The organism is Pseudomonas sp. MHK4 (assembly GCF_054600775.1).
Genome location: NZ_BAAIAK010000013.1, coordinates 124,375 through 140,741 on the forward strand (window position 1 = coordinate 124,375; position 16,367 = coordinate 140,741).

At 61.6% G+C, this 16,367-nt stretch carries 14 protein-coding genes; 8 read left to right on the top strand and 6 right to left on the bottom strand.

What is annotated here, in order from left to right; translation table 11 throughout:
- The first annotated feature begins 6 nt into the window (after positions 1-6).
- From dinG to pdxH, 5 genes are all read left to right on the top strand, one after another.
- On the top strand, positions 7-2,151 hold the full coding sequence (dinG, locus tag ACYP2Q_RS26240) for an ATP-dependent DNA helicase DinG (protein WP_459733134.1): 2,145 nt from the start codon (positions 7-9) through the stop codon (positions 2,149-2,151).
- Positions 2,152-2,246: 95 nt separating this feature from the next.
- Positions 2,247-4,748: a beta-agarase gene (locus ACYP2Q_RS26245; protein ID WP_459733135.1), complete on the top strand. Its 2,502-nt coding sequence runs from the start codon at positions 2,247-2,249 to the stop codon at positions 4,746-4,748.
- A gap of 158 nt (positions 4,749-4,906) precedes the next feature.
- Positions 4,907-6,052: a serine hydrolase domain-containing protein gene (locus ACYP2Q_RS26250; RefSeq protein ID WP_459733159.1), complete on the top strand. Its 1,146-nt coding sequence runs from the start codon at positions 4,907-4,909 to the stop codon at positions 6,050-6,052.
- Between the two features lie 113 nt (positions 6,053-6,165).
- Positions 6,166-7,263, top strand: coding sequence for an OmpA family protein (locus ACYP2Q_RS26255; RefSeq protein WP_459733136.1), 1,098 nt, complete (start codon positions 6,166-6,168; stop codon positions 7,261-7,263).
- A gap of 24 nt (positions 7,264-7,287) precedes the next feature.
- Positions 7,288-7,935, top strand: a complete 648-nt coding sequence (gene pdxH, locus ACYP2Q_RS26260; protein WP_459733137.1) for a pyridoxamine 5'-phosphate oxidase — start codon at positions 7,288-7,290, stop codon at positions 7,933-7,935.
- Between the two features lie 5 nt (positions 7,936-7,940).
- Here pdxH and ACYP2Q_RS26265 read toward each other — a convergent pair whose 3' ends face one another.
- The gene (locus ACYP2Q_RS26265) at positions 7,941-8,177 is read right to left on the bottom strand and encodes a hypothetical protein (protein WP_459733138.1); all 237 of its coding nucleotides are present in this window, start codon (positions 8,175-8,177) and stop codon (positions 7,941-7,943) included.
- A gap of 167 nt (positions 8,178-8,344) precedes the next feature.
- On the opposite strand from ACYP2Q_RS26265, the gene ACYP2Q_RS26270 reads away from it, so the two are divergent.
- A complete protein-coding gene (locus ACYP2Q_RS26270) occupies positions 8,345-8,809 on the top strand; it encodes an outer membrane lipoprotein (protein ID WP_123433764.1) in 465 nt (154 codons plus the stop codon).
- 79 nt (positions 8,810-8,888) lie between these two features.
- Here the strand turns inward: ACYP2Q_RS26270 and ACYP2Q_RS26275 are convergent, their stop codons facing one another.
- Positions 8,889-9,359 (bottom strand): hypothetical protein, encoded by a 471-nt coding sequence (locus ACYP2Q_RS26275; RefSeq protein ID WP_459733139.1) that lies wholly within the window; start codon positions 9,357-9,359, stop codon positions 8,889-8,891.
- A gap of 208 nt (positions 9,360-9,567) precedes the next feature.
- A complete protein-coding gene (gene nhaA, locus ACYP2Q_RS26280; RefSeq protein ID WP_459733140.1) occupies positions 9,568-10,755 on the bottom strand; it encodes a Na+/H+ antiporter NhaA in 1,188 nt (395 codons plus the stop codon).
- Between the two features lie 251 nt (positions 10,756-11,006).
- On the opposite strand from nhaA, the gene ACYP2Q_RS26285 reads away from it, so the two are divergent.
- The gene (locus ACYP2Q_RS26285; protein WP_459733141.1) at positions 11,007-12,101 is read left to right on the top strand and encodes a PLP-dependent cysteine synthase family protein; all 1,095 of its coding nucleotides are present in this window, start codon (positions 11,007-11,009) and stop codon (positions 12,099-12,101) included.
- A 55-nt stretch (positions 12,102-12,156) separates the two neighbouring features.
- Here ACYP2Q_RS26285 and ACYP2Q_RS26290 read toward each other — a convergent pair whose 3' ends face one another.
- From ACYP2Q_RS26290 to ACYP2Q_RS26300, 3 genes are all read right to left on the bottom strand, one after another.
- Positions 12,157-13,770 (bottom strand): NAD(P)/FAD-dependent oxidoreductase, encoded by a 1,614-nt coding sequence (locus tag ACYP2Q_RS26290; RefSeq protein WP_459733142.1) that lies wholly within the window; start codon positions 13,768-13,770, stop codon positions 12,157-12,159.
- A 95-nt stretch (positions 13,771-13,865) separates the two neighbouring features.
- Positions 13,866-14,531 (bottom strand): COG3650 family protein, encoded by a 666-nt coding sequence (locus ACYP2Q_RS26295; RefSeq protein ID WP_459733143.1) that lies wholly within the window; start codon positions 14,529-14,531, stop codon positions 13,866-13,868.
- Positions 14,532-14,590: 59 nt separating this feature from the next.
- Entirely contained in the window at positions 14,591-15,190 is a 600-nt protein-coding gene (locus ACYP2Q_RS26300; RefSeq protein ID WP_459733145.1) for a short chain dehydrogenase, read from the bottom strand.
- Between the two features lie 106 nt (positions 15,191-15,296).
- Between ACYP2Q_RS26300 and ACYP2Q_RS26305 the strand changes: the two genes are divergently transcribed.
- Complete coding sequence (locus ACYP2Q_RS26305) at positions 15,297-16,205, top strand: LysR family transcriptional regulator (protein WP_459733146.1); 909 nt, start codon at positions 15,297-15,299, stop codon at positions 16,203-16,205.
- Positions 16,206-16,367 lie beyond the last annotated feature (162 nt).

A 16,367-nucleotide genomic window follows, 5' to 3' on the forward strand; every position in this document is an offset into this window, starting at 1 on the left:
CAATCCATGATCAGCACTGAACTCAAAACCACGATCCAGGGCGCCTATTCGCGTTTTCTCGAAGCCAAGAGCCTCAAGCCACGCTACGGCCAACGCCTGATGATCGCCGAAATCGCCAAGGTCCTCGGTGACATCGACACCGACGACGAAGGCCGGCGCAGTGGCGACCCCGCGATTGTCGCGGTGGAAGCCGGCACCGGTACCGGCAAGACCGTGGCCTACAGCCTGGCGGCCATCCCCACGGCCAAGGCCGCCGGCAAGCGCCTGGTGATCGCTACGGCCACCGTCGCCTTGCAAGAGCAGATCGTCTACAAGGACTTGCCCGACCTGATGCGCAACAGCGGGCTGAATTTCAGTTTTGCGCTGGCCAAGGGCCGTGGGCGCTACATGTGCCTGTCCAAGCTCGACATGTTGCTGCAGGAAGGTCACGCGCAAACCGCCACTGCCCAGTTGTTCGAAGAAGAAGGCTTCAAGATCGAGGTCGATGAGGCCAGCCAGAAGCTGTTCACCAGCATGATCGAGAAACTCGCCGGCAATAAGTGGGACGGTGACCGCGACAGCTGGTCCACAGCGCTGGAGGACGCCGACTGGGCGCGCCTGACCACCGATCACAGCCAGTGCACCAACCGTCATTGCCCGAACTTCGGCCAGTGCGCCTTCTACAAGGCCCGCGAAGGCATGGGCAAGGTCGATGTGATCGTCACCAACCATGACATGGTCCTGGCCGACCTGGCACTGGGCGGCGGTGCCGTGCTGCCCGATCCGCGCGACACCATCTACGTGTTCGACGAAGGCCATCACTTGCCGGACAAGGCCATCGGCCACTTCGCCCACTACACGCGCCTGCGCTCCACCGCCGACTGGCTGGAAACCACCGCCAAGAACCTTACCAAGCTGCTGGCCCAGCATCCTTTGCCGGGCGACCTGGGCAAGCTGATCGAGCAGGTGCCGGAGCTGGCGCGGGAGATCAAGACCCAGCAACAGTTCATGTTCACCGCCTGCGAGCAGATCGCCGATTTCAAGCCCGGCGAAGATGTCGAAGGCCGCGAACGCCCGCGCCACCGTTTCGTCGGCGGGGTGATTCCCGAGCACATGCGCGAAATGGGCATTGAGTTGAAGAAAGGCTACGCGCGCCTGACCGACCTGTTTACCCGTCTCACTGAACTACTCAAGGAAGGCATGGACGGCGAGGTCAATATCGGCATCGCCAGCAACCAGGCCGAGGAGTGGTACCCGCTGTTCGGCAGCCTGTTGTCGCGCTCATCCGGCAACTGGGAGTTGTGGGTCGCGTTCACCGCTGAAGACCCGGAAGACAACCCGCCCATGGCGCGCTGGCTGACCCTCGCGGAAAGCGGCTCGCTGTTCGATATCGAAGTCAACGCAAGCCCGATCCTGGCGGCGGAAATGCTCCGGCGCAACCTGTGGAACGTGGCCTATGGCGCGCTGGTGACGTCGGCCACCTTGACTGCCTTGGGCACCTTCGATCGCTTCCGCATGCGCGCCGGCCTGCCGAAAAAGGCCGTGACCGCCGTGGTGCCAAGCCCGTTCCATCACGCCGATGCGGGCGTATTGCGGGTGCCGAACCTGAACGCCGACCCGCGGGATGCGGCGGCCCATACCGCCGCGATCATCCGCGATCTGCCGGACCTGGTCGAAGGCTCAAGGGGCACGCTGGTGCTGTTTTCCTCGCGCAAGCAGATGCAGGACGTGTTCGACGGCCTGGATCGCGACTGGCGCAAGCAAGTGTTCATTCAAGGCAACCTGTCGAAACAGGAAACCCTGAACAAGCACAAGGCGCGGGTCGATGGCGGTGATTCCAGCGTGCTGTTCGGCCTGGCGAGTTTTGCCGAAGGGGTCGACTTGCCCGGCGCGTACTGCGAGCACGTGGTGATCGCCAAGATTCCGTTCTCGGTACCTGATGACCCGGTTGAAGCGGCGCTGGCCGAATGGATCGAGGCCCGTGGCGGCAATCCGTTCATGGAGATTTCCGTGCCGGACGCCTCGCTGAAACTGGTCCAGGCCTGCGGGCGCCTGCTGCGCACCGAAGAGGACCGCGGCACCATCACCTTGCTCGATCGGCGCCTGGTCACCCAGCGCTATGGCAAGGCGATCCTCAATGCGTTGCCTCCCTTCCGCCGTGAAATTTCCTGATAAACCGGTGGGCAGTTTTGCCCGCCGCGTTGTCTATCTCTCTGTCATCGCTTTTCCATTGGCCCACCTGGGTCGCTAGGGAGAATTCCGTTCTCATGATTCGCTGTTCGCTACCTGCCGCTCTTGCCCTGATGTTCGCCACACCCTTGCTGGCGGCGCCCACCGGGCAGCAGACGCTGTTCAATTTTGTGCGCCCCGCCGACGTGGTCCAGGTGGCTACCCAGGACGCCAGCCTGCCGCAGTCCAACGCCGAACAGACGCCCGAAGGCGAAGTGCTGCGCCGGGTGACGTTCAATCCGGTCGCCCGGCCAACCCTGCGCCTGTCGCCGCAAACCGGTGCCTGGGACTGGTCGCAGTCGGGCGTCATGAGTCTGCGGCTGCAGAGCGCCATGAACTGGGCCGTGACCCTGTACGTGACCATCCAGAGCAACGACGGCAAGACGTTGGTCAGTCGCGTCGATCTTCCAGCCGGCCCGGCGCAGACCCTGTTGGTGCCATTGCAGCCGACTTCGCCGCTGAGCCAGGGCCTCAAGGCCGGCCCGCCGATGCCGATGACGGTCGACGGTCAGCGCGTTTTGCTGGCCAGCAGTGCCGGTGAGCTGGACCGCGGCCAGGTGGTATCGGTCAGCTTGTCCATGGATCAGCCGAAAGTCGCCCAGAGCATCCTGCTGGAGCGCTTTGGCGTGCAGGACGGCGAAGGTGTGACCCAAGCGGTCTATGGCGGTCTGGTGGATGCTTTTGGCCAATCGACCCGGGCCAAATGGCCGGAAAAGGTCAGCAGCGACGAACAACTGAAAAGCGCGGCCGCCAAGGAACAACAGCAGCTGAAAACCTGGCTGGTTGAGCGCGAAAAGTCCTCCCTGGACAAATTCGGCGGCTGGACCAACGGGCCGACATTCAAGGCCAGCGGCTTTTTCCGCACCGAGAAGCGCGACGGTCGCTGGTACCTGGTGACGCCGCAAGGGCATCCGTTCTACTCGCTGGGGGTCAACACCGTTACGGCGGATGTCAACCAGACGTATGTCGCCGGTCGGGAGTGGATGTTCGAATCCCTGCCCAAGACTGACGAACCGCTGGCCAATCACTTCGGTGAAGGCGACAACCGCGGCGGTAACGGTGTCGATCAGGGTCGGGGCTTTAATTCAGGAAAGTGGTACGACTTCTATGGCGCCAATTTGCAGCGCCTGTACGGTGACCCTTGTGCACTGGGCAGCAATACCAAGGCCGGCGTTGCTGAAGCGGCCAAGGCCGACGCGGTAGAGGCAACGGCCGAGAAAGCTGCCGAACCTGCCGTTGCGCCATCGACGGCCGAATCCGGTGTCGCCGAAGCCGCCAAGGCCGGCGCCGTCGATGCGACGGTGGCGAAAGCGGCTGAGCCAACACCTGCCGAGCCGTGCAAAACAACCTTTGATGAGCAGCGCTGGACCGGCCACACCCTGGAGCGACTGCAAGCCTGGGGGTTCAACACCCTCGGTAACTGGAGCGCACCGGCACTGGGCGACGCACAGCGCATGCCGTACACCTTGCCACTGTCGATTGTCGGCGATTACGCCAGCATCAGCACCGGCAACGACTGGTGGGGCGGCATGCCTGACCCGTTCGACCCGCGTTTCGCCATGGCGACCGAGCGCGCGGTGGCCATCGCAGCCCGCGACCATCGCGACGATCCCTGGCTGATCGGATACTTCGCCGACAACGAACTGGCTTGGGCCGGTCCCGGCGATGACCTGAAAGCCCGTTATGCGCTGGCTTACGGCACCCTGAAAATGACCACCGACGTGCCAGCCAAGCGCGCTTTCCTCAAACAGTTGCGCGACAAATACCGCAACCAGGCGGGTTTGTCGAAAGCCTGGGGTATCGATCTGCCAGCCTGGGAATTGATGGAAGACCCGGGCTTCGTGCCGCCGCTGCCAAGCGCCGAACACCCGGAAATCGAGGCCGACTTCAAATACTTCCAGAAGGTTTTCGCCGATACCTACTTCAAGACCATTTCCGATTCACTGCAGTGGCATGCGCCGAACCAGCTATTGCTCGGTGGCCGGTTTGCCATCAGCACCCCGCAAGCCGTTGAAGCCTGTGCGCAGTACTGCGACGTCCTGAGCTTCAACATGTACACCTTGCAACCCCAGGATGGTTACGACTTCGCCAAGCTGAGCCGCCTGGACAAACCGGTGCTGATCACCGAATTCAACTTCGGCTCGACCGATCGCGGCCCGTTCTGGGGCGGCGTGACGCAACTGGCGAAGGAAGAAGACCGTGGCCCGGCCTACGCGAACTTCCTGAAACAGGCGCTGGGCGAACCCTCGATTGTCGGCGTGCACTGGTTCCAGTACCTCGACCAACCCGTGACCGGGCGCCTGCTGGATGGCGAAAATGGTCACTTTGGACTGGTGGGGATTACCGATCTGCCATTCCAGGGCTTCGTCGACAGCGTGCGCAAGAGCAATCTGGCGACGGTCGATCAATTGGCTAAAGCGGCCCAGAAGGCCGCAGCCGAGGGCGACAAGGCGAGTCACGACGCCGAGGGCGGGCGTAAGGCCGAAGCCGGCAAAGGGCCGGTGAAGGGCGCTGGTGGGCATTCCGGCGAAGGTCATTGAGCCAGGATCGCACGCCTGTAGGAACTGTCGCAGGCTGCGATCTTTTGATCTTGACCCTGGGTATTGATTCGACCGCCCAGCCCGCCCCTGTTCCCAAAACCCTCAAGGGCTGGAACAATGCGGCCCACTTTACACAACGTTTTTCCGGGGAGTTGCGGGTGCAGATTCAGGGTCATTACGAGCTAAAGTTCGAGGCAGTGCGTGAAGCGTTCGCGGCGCTGTTCGACGATCCTCAGGAGCGTGGCGCTGCGTTGTGCATCCAGATCGGCGGCGAAACCGTCGTCGACTTGTGGTCCGGCACCGCCGACAAGGACGGGGCCGAAGCCTGGCACAGCGACACCATCGCCAACCTGTTCTCCTGCACCAAGACCTTCACCGCCGTCACTGCACTGCAACTGGTGGCCGAAGGCAAGCTGCAACTGGACGCCCCGGTGGCCCGCTACTGGCCTGAATTCGCCGCCGCTGGCAAAGAATCGATCACCCTGCGCCAGCTGCTTTGCCATCAGGCCGGTCTGCCGGCGTTGCGCGAGTTGCTGGCCCCCGAAGCGCTTTACGATTGGCAGACCATGGTCGACGCCCTGGCCGCCGAAGCGCCGTGGTGGACGCCGGGTGAGGGCCACGGTTATGCGGCAATCACCTATGGCTGGCTGATCGGCGAGTTGTTGCGCCGTGCTGACGGTCGTGGCCCCGGTGAATCCATCGTGGCGCGGGTTGCCAAGCCGTTGGGCCTGGATTTTCACGTCGGCCTGGCCGATGAAGAGTTTCATCGCGTGGCGCACATCGCCCGCGGCAAGGGCAATGTCGGCGATGCCGCGGCCCAGCGTTTGCTGCAGGTAACGATGCGCGAGCCAACGGCCATGACCACCCGTGCCTTCACCAATCCTCCCTCGGTGCTGACCAGCACCAACAAGCCGGAGTGGCGACGCATGCAGCAGCCGGCGGCCAATGGCCATGGCAATGCCCGCAGCCTGGCCGGGTTCTACGCCGGGTTGCTCGATGGCAGCCTGCTGGAAGGCGAGTTGCTCGAGGAGCTGACCCGCGAGCACAGCCTCGGCGAGGACAAGACACTGTTGACCCGAACCCGCTTCGGCCTGGGCTGTATGCTCGACCAACCAGACGTGCCCAATGCGACGTTCGGCCTGGGCGCGCGAGCCTTCGGTCATCCGGGCGCTGGCGGTTCCGTTGGATTCGCTGACCCGGAACATGATGTGGCATTCGGTTTTGTGACAAATACCCTGGGGCCGTACGTCTTGATGGATCCGCGCGCACAAAAGATTGTGCGGGTACTGGCCACTTGTCTGTAAATCACGCTCAAGGGGTCCGGAGCTGGAACCCGACAGCCTTTTCAGTTTCCAAGCGTCTGTTTATGCGGGCCGACCCGGCCTGATTTTTATTACTTCATTTTTGTGGATATCCAATGTCAACCAAACCCACCCTCGCCTTGGCACTGTGCTTCGCTATTACCGGTTGCGCCCAGACTCCTAAAAATGATGCAGACGGCGGCAGCTGGTGGCCGTTCGGGTCTTCCGACAAAGTCGCGGCCAAGGAACCGATTCCAGCCCCAGCCCCGGCGCCCTTGAAACCCGCCGCAACCGCTCCGGTGGCCAAGACTGAAAGTTCCAGCCCTTGGTACTGGCCGTTCGGCTCCGAGGAAGTGCTCGATAAAAAACCAGAGGTCAAGCCTGAGGCCAAGCCGGTCGAAGTGGCCAAGGCTGAGGCCGATGCCGGCGGCAAGTGGTGGTGGCCGTTCGGCGGTAAAGAACAGAGCACGGCCAAAGCCGTGCCGATGCCGGATCCGAAAGTCACCCAAGCCTGGCTTGACGACTACGAGCCGCGCCTGCGTACAGCGATCAAGGACAGCAACCTGCAACTCGAACGCCGTGAAAACGTATTGGTGGTGACCGCGCCGGTGGAAGGCTCGTTCAACCCGGACCGTCCGGCGATGTTGCTGCCAGTGACCCTCGGCCCGTTCACTCGCGTTGCAAAAATCCTTGAAGCCGATCCGAAGACTGCTGTGCTGGTACTCGGCCACAGTGATACCTCGGGCGCAGCGCCGGCTAACGTGAAGCTGAGTCAGGAGCGTGCGCAAGCCGTGGCTGCAATCTTCCGTCTCAGCGGTCTGCAGCGTGATCGCCTGATGTTGCGTGGCATGGGCGGTGAAGCCCCGCGTGCCGCCAACGACAGCGTTGAAGGCCGTGCCTTGAACCGTCGAGTGGAGCTGTTGGTAACGCCGCAAAACACCATGGTCGCGTTGCTGAGCAAGTACAACATGCCGGCCCCGGCGCCAGTGCGGATGGTCGCGGCCCAGGACATCAAGCCGGTTGCCACGCCTGTGACTCCAGCACCTGCCGATGCGAAGAAAGCGGCTGCACCGGTCGCGAAGAAAGCGCCGGCCAAGAAAGCCGCCGCGAAGAAGACCCCGGCTAAAACGGCGACGCCGGCGAAGAAGACGGCACCGGCCAAAGCCGCCGCCGACACTAAAAAAGTCGCCGCCGCCGATACTACAAAGAAGTAATTCGTCAACCAAAAGGAATGCGCCATGACCAAGGCCCTGGCTGATATGCGCCGCGACTACACCCGTGATGGCCTGACCGAGGCGCAAGCCCCGGCCGAGCCGTTTGCGCTGTTCCACCAATGGTTTGCCGACGCGGTGAAAACCGAGCAGGCACCGGTGGAGGCCAATGCCATGACCTTGGCCACTGTCGACCAGGAGGGGCGGCCGCATTGCCGCATCCTGCTGCTCAAGGGCCTGGATGCCCAGGGCTTCACCTTCTTCACCAACTACGACAGCGCCAAAGGCCAGCAACTGGTGGCGAATCCATTCGCGGCCATGACGTTTTTCTGGCCGACACTGGAGCGTCAGGTGCGGATCGAAGGTCGGGTGGTGAAAGTCACTCCCGAGGAGTCCGACGCGTACTATCAGGTGCGCCCGCTGGGCAGCCGCCTCGGTGCCTGGGCTTCGCCGCAGAGCCGGGTGATTGCCGATCGTGGTGAGCTGGAGTCACTGCTCAAGGATACCGAGCAACGTTTCAGCGATACCCAACCTCACTGCCCAGAACACTGGGGCGGTTATCGTTTGCTGCCAGAGCGCATCGAGTTCTGGCAAGGCCGTCCGAGCCGTCTGCACGACCGGCTCAACTATCGCCTGCAGGGTGCCAGCTGGATTCTTGAACGTCTGGCACCCTAAGCAGTCTACCGCTCGAGATAGTCTGCCGCTGCGGCCTCAAGCCACTGTGGCAGGTCTCGACGCCTGATTTTCTGTGCCTGGGCACTCGCCAACCGTTCGAGCATGAATGCTTTTTTCTGCTCGTCCTTGCCGGCCAATGCCAACGCCAGGTCTCGGTCCATCCAGCGTCTGATGCGCACGTACAGCCACCCATGGAAGTACAGTCCGGCGACGGTAGTGACGACAATGATAAAGTAATCCATCTGGATCCCTGGTCAGTGGCGCTGTTCTGTGAACAGGCCGCTACTGTGTGGTGAGTGCGTGGACAGGCCTGTACGGAGCCTGAATCGAAACATTTTTATCCGGGCAAGACCGTGACAGGCGTCTAGCTGCGGAGTTTAATGGTTACTTGTCCTTTGGAGTTGATGCTATGCGTAAGTCTGTTCTGCTGGTTGCTTCCTTTTCCACGATGGCGATGTTGCTCACTGGCTGCCAATCGAGCTTGACCGGTGACTCCTATTCCCGTGACGAAGCGCGTCGCGTGCAGACGATTCGCATGGGCACCATCGAAGCCCTGCGTCCGGTGAAAATCGAAGGTACCAAGACGCCGATTGGCGGCGCGGCGGGTGCGGTAGTCGGCGGTGTCGGCGGCAGCGCGATTGGCGGCGGTAAAGGCAGCATTGTCGCTGCGGTCATTGGTGCAGTCGCTGGCGGCCTGGTAGGTTCGGCCGCTGAAGAAGGCCTGACCCGCACCCAGGGTGTGGAAATCACCGTACGTGAAGACGACGGCAGCATGCGCGCCTACGTGCAACAGGTTCAGGAAAACGAAGTGTTCCGTGTTGGCGAGCGCGTGCGCATTGCCACGGTTGATGGCACCAGCCGCGTTTCCCACTAAGCCGGAATACGGATAAAAGAAAACCCCGACCAGGTGACTGGTCGGGGTTTTCTTGTTAGGGCCGGTCTCCGGCATCAAGCTAAAAATCGCTATTCTTCAGGGCTGTTTCGATTATCTGCTCCGGTGACAGTTCTCGAGAGTTGTCCCCATCACCAAAATATTCACCCGGCCAGAAAAAAAGATCGGAAATACGAGCATCTGGAATATTGAGTGCCAGCATTTTCAGCCAGTAGCAGGTGGCGTGTTCCGGGCTATCGGCATCCATGACTCTTCGAGCCATTTCGATCAGTTCAGATTGAGTAATGTCTGTCAGTCGGCACTCATAGGGGCCAGCCAGTACTTGGCGAACCCATGTTTCGTGATCCTGACCTCCGTAAATGCCTTGAAAGTCGAAAAACGTGAAATCGGTCATGGCCTCTTGATTAAATTCAGCCAACTGATTCGCGGTCTCATCCCTGCGTCCACCGTCGATTTCAGATGCGAGCGCCGCAAGTCGTACCACCCTCATTTCGTCGAGTTCCGGGGGCATTAGCTCCAGGCGTAGTTCCATCACTTTCTCCATCACAGTTTTGCTGTTGACAGGCCTTGTGTGAAGCAAGGCGCGTAACGCAAAGGTAGCGAGGAAAATTAGAGGTTGATGCCAGCAGCGTCCGAAATGGCCGCAGTACGAATCCGACAATGTTGTGGGCAATATCCGACAAAAATGAAGGAGTTGTCGGCTCCCTCATTTTTCGTTATCACGATCAAGTCTTTGGCGACTAAGCCGCTTGCAGTACAGGCTTGCGACTGGCCACCGCCGTCACGGCATAGCCAATCAACGCCGCCAGAATCGAACCGGTCAAAATCCCCATGCGGTCCATGCCTGCGTAGTCACTGACGCCCGGCTCAAAGGCCAGTGAACCGACGAACAGGCTCATGGTGAAGCCGATGCCGCAGAGAATCGCCACGCCCAGCACCTGACCCCAATTGGCACCCTGGGGCAGGGCGGCGATGCCGGTTTTCACCGCCAGCCAGGTCAGGCCGTACACGCCGACGGTCTTGCCCAGCAGCAGGCCAACCGCGATGCCCATTGGCACGGCATGGGTGAAGCTCTCGGCGGTCACGCCACTGAGGGACAGGCCGGCGTTGGCGAAGGCGAACAGCGGCAGGATGCCGTAGGCCACCCACGGATGTAGCGCGTGCTCCAGTGTCAGCAGGGGAGAGGGTTCGGCGTTTTTCGTGCGCAACGGGATGCAGAACGCCAGGGTCACGCCGGCCAAGGTGGCATGCACACCGCTCTTGAGCACGCAGACCCAGAGGATCAGGCCGATGATCATGTAGGGGCCGAGCTTTACCACGCCGAGCCGGTTCATCCCGATCAGGGCCGCGATGCAGGCGGCGGCCAGTGCCAGGGACAGGGTCGACAGTGCGCCGGAATAGAAAATCGCGATGATGATGATCGCGCCGAGGTCGTCGATGATCGCCAGGGTCATCAGGAACAACTTCAGCGACACCGGCACGCGTTTGCCCAGCAGCGCCAGTACGCCCAGCGCGAAAGCGATGTCGGTGGCGGTCGGGATCGCCCAGCCGTCCAGGGCCGGTGGGTTGTCACGGTTGAGGAACCAGTAGATCAGCGCCGGCACGACCATGCCGCCAATGGCCGCCGCACCGGGCAGGACGATCTGCGACGGTTTGGACAATTGCCCGTCGAGGACCTCGCGCTTGACCTCCAGCCCGATCAGCAGGAAGAACAGCGCCATCAGGCCGTCGTTGATCCACAGCAGCAGCGGCTTGGCGATTTTCAGCGCGCCGACCTGAGCGACCACGGGGGTTTCCAGCAGGCCGTTGTAGAGCCACGACAGGGGAGAGTTGTTGATGATCAGCGCCAGGATAGCCGCGGCGATCAATAACAGACCGCTGGCAGCTTCCAGCTGAAAGAAACGCGTGAACGTGCTACGCAGAGGCAAAGTCGCTCTCCATCGATAAGGTCAAAAGGTGGCACACCCTAACCCGTACCGTTAGTTGTTAAAACAAAAGTTATATTCTTTTTTGTTATATGTCGTTACAGCGCGATTCTTCGGGCAAGGACCTGAGCCTAGCAGTTGCCGGATGTATTGGAACTCAGCTGTGCCTGTGTCTGATGTAGGATTTTTCCTAAGCTTGAGGATTGAGGCTTGTAACAGGGCCGCCTATTGTCTGATCCATCGAGAAAATCCCCATGAGCGACAACCGACAGTGGTCCCGCGAAGCCATCCGGATCATCGAAGCCGACTTCCAGCGCAGCGCCGACACTCACCTGATCCCTTTGCCACTGCCAGGTTTTCCGGGCATCGAGCTGTACTTCAAGGATGAATCGAGCCATCCCACCGGCAGCCTCAAACACCGCCTGGCGCGATCGCTGTTCCTGTATGCGCTGTGCAATGGCTGGCTCAAGCCCGGTGCGCCGGTGATCGAGGCATCCAGCGGTTCGACGGCGATTTCCGAGGCGTATTTCGCGCGTTTGCTGGGGGTGCCATTCATTGCCGTGGTGCCGGCCAGCACGTCCAGGGAGAAGATCGCGCAAATCGCTTTCTATGGCGGGCAGACGCACCTGGTGGCTGATCCGACGCAGATCTACGCCGAGTCTGAACGCCTGGCGCGCGAACACGATGGCCACTTCATCGACCAGTTCACCTACGCCGAGCGCGCTACCGACTGGCGGGCGAACAACAACATTGCCGAATCGATCTTCCAGCAGATGCGCTTCGAAAAGCACCCGGAGCCGAGCTGGCTGGTGTCCAGTCCCGGTACCGGGGGCACGACGGCGACCCTGGGGCGTTACGTGCGTTATCGCCAGCACAGCACCCGCGTGTTGTGTGCCGATGCCGAACGCTCGGTGTTTTTCGATTACTACCAGACCGGCGATGCCAGCCTGCGCCTGGATCACGGTTCGCGGGTCGAAGGCATTGGTCGGCCCCGGGTGGAAGCGTCATTCCTGCCCAAGGTCATCGATGCGATGGTCAAGGTGCCAGACGCGTTGTCACTGGCGGCCATGCATTACCTGGCCGAACGACTCGGGCGGCATGTCGGCGGATCGAGCGGGACCAACCTGATCGGCGCGTTGATGGCGGCGCAGCAGATGGCGGCGGCGGGGGAGGCGGGGTCGATCGTGGCGATTTTGTGTGACAGTGGCGAGCGCTATGCCACGACCTATTACGATCAGGCGTGGCTCAAGGCCGAAGGGTTTGAATTGAGCGGGTTGATCGATGCGGTTGCGGCGACGGTCGAGCGCGGCGAGCCGCTGCCGACGAGCGTGCTGCGCGCCAATATCTGACACGCCGAAGATCAAATGTGGGAGCGGGCAAGCCCGCTCCCACAGGGGATTTGCGTCAGGCTTCGAGGCCGAGGATGTCCCTGGCTACAGCCTCGGCAATGCGAATCCCGTCGACACCCGCTGACAGAATCCCGCCCGCATAACCCGCGCCTTCACCCGCCGGGAACAAGCCCTTGACGTTCAGGCTCTGCATCGACTCATTACGGGTAATGCGCAGCGGCGACGAGGTACGGGTCTCGATCCCGGTCAACACCGCGTCATGCAGCGAGTAACCACGAATCTGCTTCTCGAACGCCGGCAAGGCTTCGCGAATCGCTTCGATGGCGAAAGCCGGCAAGGCCAGCGCCAAGTCACCCAGGGCAACGCCCGGTTTGTAGGACGGTTCAACGCTGCCCAACGCGGTGGACGGCTTGCCGGCGATAAAGTCGCCGACCAGTTGCGCCGGTGCTTCGTAGTTGCTGCCACCGAGCACGAAGGCGTGGGATTCCAGGCGTTCCTGCAGCTCGATACCGGCCAGCGGGCCGCCCGGATAATCGACTTCCGGGGTAATCCCGACAACGATGCCGGAGTTGGCGTTGCGCTCGTTACGCGAGTACTGGCTCATGCCGTTGGTGACCACTCGGTTCGGCTCGGAGGTCGCCGCCACCACCGTACCACCCGGGCACATGCAGAAGCTGTAGACCGAACGGCCGTTCTTGGCGTGGTGCACCAGCTTGTAGTCGGCGGCACCGAGTTTCGGGTGACCGGCATACTTGCCCAGGCGCGCGCGGTCGATCAACGACTGCGGGTGCTCGATGCGGAAACCGACCGAGAACGGCTTGGCTTCCATGTACACGCCGCGGCCGTGGAGCATGCGGAAGGTGTCCCGGGCACTGTGGCCAAGGGCCAGGATCACGTGTTTCGAGTGGATCTGCTCTCCGCCATCGAGTTCGACGCCGACCAGTTGGCCGTCCTCGATCAGCACGTCGGTCACCCGCTGCTGGAAGCGCACTTCGCCGCCCATGGCGCGAATCTGCTCACGCATGTTTTCCACAACGCCGGTCAGACGGAACGTACCGATGTGTGGTTTGCTGACGTAGAGGATTTCTTCCGGGGCACCGGCCTTGACGAATTCATTGAGGACTTTGCGCCCGATGAACTTCGGATCCTTGATCTGGCTGTAGAGCTTGCCGTCGGAGAAGGTCCCCGCGCCGCCCTCGCCGAATTGCACGTTGGACTCAGGGTTGAGCACGCTTTTACGCCACAGGCCCCAGGTGTCCTTGGTGCGCTGGCGCACTTCGGTGCCGCGTTCGAGGATGATCGGCTTGAAACCCATTTGCGCCAGCAGCAGCCCGGCGAAGATCCCGCATGGCCCGAAGCCGACGACGACAGGGCGTGCGCTCAGGTCGGCCGGCGCCTGGCCAACCATTTTGTAGCTGACATCCGGTGCCACGTTGACGTTACGGTCATCGGCGAACTTGTGCAGCACCGAGGCTTCATCGCGAACATCGAGGTCGATGGTGTAGATGAAGCACAGCTCGGAGGACTTTTTGCGCGCGTCATAGCTGCGCTTGAACAAGGTGAAATCGAGCAAGTCCTCGCTGGAGATGCCCAGGCGCTGCAGGATGGCAGGGCGCAGGTCTTCATCGGGATGGTCGATCGGCAGCTTGAGTTCGGTGATTCGTAACATGGCAGGATCCGGTTCGCGGGGCGCACAACTGCGCCAGGGCGTTTGAAACCGGCGATTATAAGCCCCAAAGGCGCAGGCCCGTGAGGCTAAAACGATCAGTCGTCGCGCGATCCGCCGAAATACCCGCAACCACGCTGTACCTTGCCATCGATGCGCAGTTCGGCACTCATGTGCTGCAGGCTGCCCGTGCTGCTGTCGATGCAGCGTTGTGGCGCGACCCACAGTTCGATGTGCTGGTTGTTGGCTTCGGTGCTGAGGTTGAAGCGGCCTTCGCCCAGTTGCTCTTCGACGTAGGGCACGGCCAATGGCGGCTGGCCGGCGCGCTCTACGACCATGCCTTTGCCGGTGACTCTCACGCTCCATTCGGGGCCATGGCCGGCGGCGCGCAGGATCAGCGCCTTGAAATTCGGATCAGCGCAGGCGGTGGCGGAGCGCTCGACGCGGTACAACGTTTCCACATCGAGCCGGTCTTCGCCGTCACCCGGACCGATGCGTCCACGCACATCGGCAAACAGCTTGCCCTGGGCATCGGCGAGGCTCGCGGCCTGTTGCAGGACGCTGGTGCCGCCCGTGTCATTGACCAGGTAACGGCGTTGCTCGCCGCACGGCTGGAACTGCAGTTTGCCGTCGGCGGCACTCAACTGGCCCTGCATGCGGGTCTGTCCGACGTGGGAGGCACTTTCACGCGGGTCGTCGAACAACTGGCAGGCCGCGAACAGGGGGAGCAGGGCAACAAGGACTAAGGAACGGGCAACACGCATCTTGGGGTCTCCTGACAGGTGCCGCCACGTTACTCAGCCTGACCGTTCATCACAAGGCTTTAGCCCACGTGAAAGGTCTGACCTGTCTGCAAGCCTTCGACGCTTTTGGCGTAGGCCAATGCCACATCCTCGGCAGGAACCGGCTTGTAGCCACGGAAATACGGGGCATAGCTGCCCATGGCTTCGACCAGGACGGTCGGGCTGATCGAGTTCACTCGCAAGCCGCGTGGCAGCTCGATGGCGGCGGCGCGGACGAAACTGTCCAGCGCTCCATTGACCAGCGCTGCCGACGCGCCACTGCGGATCGGATCGTGGCTGAGTACGCCGGTGGTGAGCGTGAACGATGCACCCTCATTGGCAAACTCACGGCCAATCAGCACCAGGTTGACCTGGCCCATCAGCTTGTCCCTGAGGCCCAGGGCAAAGCTCTCTTCGCTCATTTCGGCCAGTGGCGCGAAGGTCACGTTACCGGCGGCGCACACCAGTGCATCGAATTTGCCGGTCTGTTCGAACAGCCGGCGAATCGACGCGCTGTCACTGATGTCCACCTGAAAATCGCCGCTGCTGCGGCCAATGCGCACGATCTCGTGGCGCTGGGACAGCTCCTTGTCGACGGCCGTACCGATGGTGCCACTGGCGCCAATCAAAAGAATTTTCATGCTGGCTGATCCTCGTATGGGTTGAGTGAGGCTTCAGTTTAGAGTGGTTTTTTCTACGGATAAGCGCGCTAATAGGCAACCTTTGGTTTTCAAATGGAAACAATCCATGAGCGAAATGGATGATCTGGCGGCGTTTGCAGTGTTGATCGAAGCGGGCAGTTTTACCTTGGCGGCGCAGCAATTGGGGTGCAGCAAGGGCCAGTTGTCCAAGCGCATCAGCCAGTTGGAAGCGCAGTTTTGCGTGGTCCTGCTGCAGCGCACCACGCGGCGCTTGAGCCTGACGGCGGCGGGCGCTGCGTTGTTGCCCCAAGCCCAGGCGCTGGTGGTGCAAGTCGAGCGCGCGCGCCAGGCCCTGGCGCGCCTGAAGGACGACATGGCGGGTCCAGTGCGCATGACGGTTCCGGTGTCGCTTGGGGAAACTTTCTTCGATGGCTTGTTGCTGGAGTTCTCCGCCCAGTATCCCGAGGTGCAGATCGAGTTGGACCTGAGCAACGACTATCGCGACTTGTCCCGTGATGGTTTTGACTTGGCGGTTCGCGCTGATGTGGCTAATGACCAGCGCCTGGTGGCGCGTCCTTTGCTGGCGTGGCACGAAATGACCTGTGCCAGCCCGGCGTATCTTGAACGGTACGGCGAGCCGCTGACTCCTCAGGCATTGGCCGACCATCGCTGTCTGCTCAACAGCCACTACAGTGGTCGCGAAGAATGGCTGTATCACCAGCAACACGAATTGGTGCGGGTGCGAGTCTCGGGACCGTTCGCCAGTAACCATTACAACTTGCTGAAAAAGGCCGCTTTAGCTGACGCAGGCATTGCGCGCTTGCCGTCCTACTTGCTGCCGGCGGAATTGGCCGGCGGGCGCTTGCGCTGGCTCCTGCGCGATTATCAGACCCGCAGCATGCCGATGTACCTGGTGCATCCGTATCAGGGTGGGCTGCCCAGGCGTACGCAGGTGCTGGCGGATTATTTGATTGGCTGGTTCAAGCGCAGCGGCGAGGCGCTGGACAGGCTCTAAACCATCACACGGCCCCTTGTAGGAGCTGGCTTGCCAGCGATGGCAATATCACATTCAACAGAGATGTTGGATGGGCGGTCGCTATCGCTGGCAAGCCAGCTCCTACAGGGTTCTGTGTTGTTGGGGAGATTGTGGCAGGCATAAAAAAACGGCCCGCAAAGG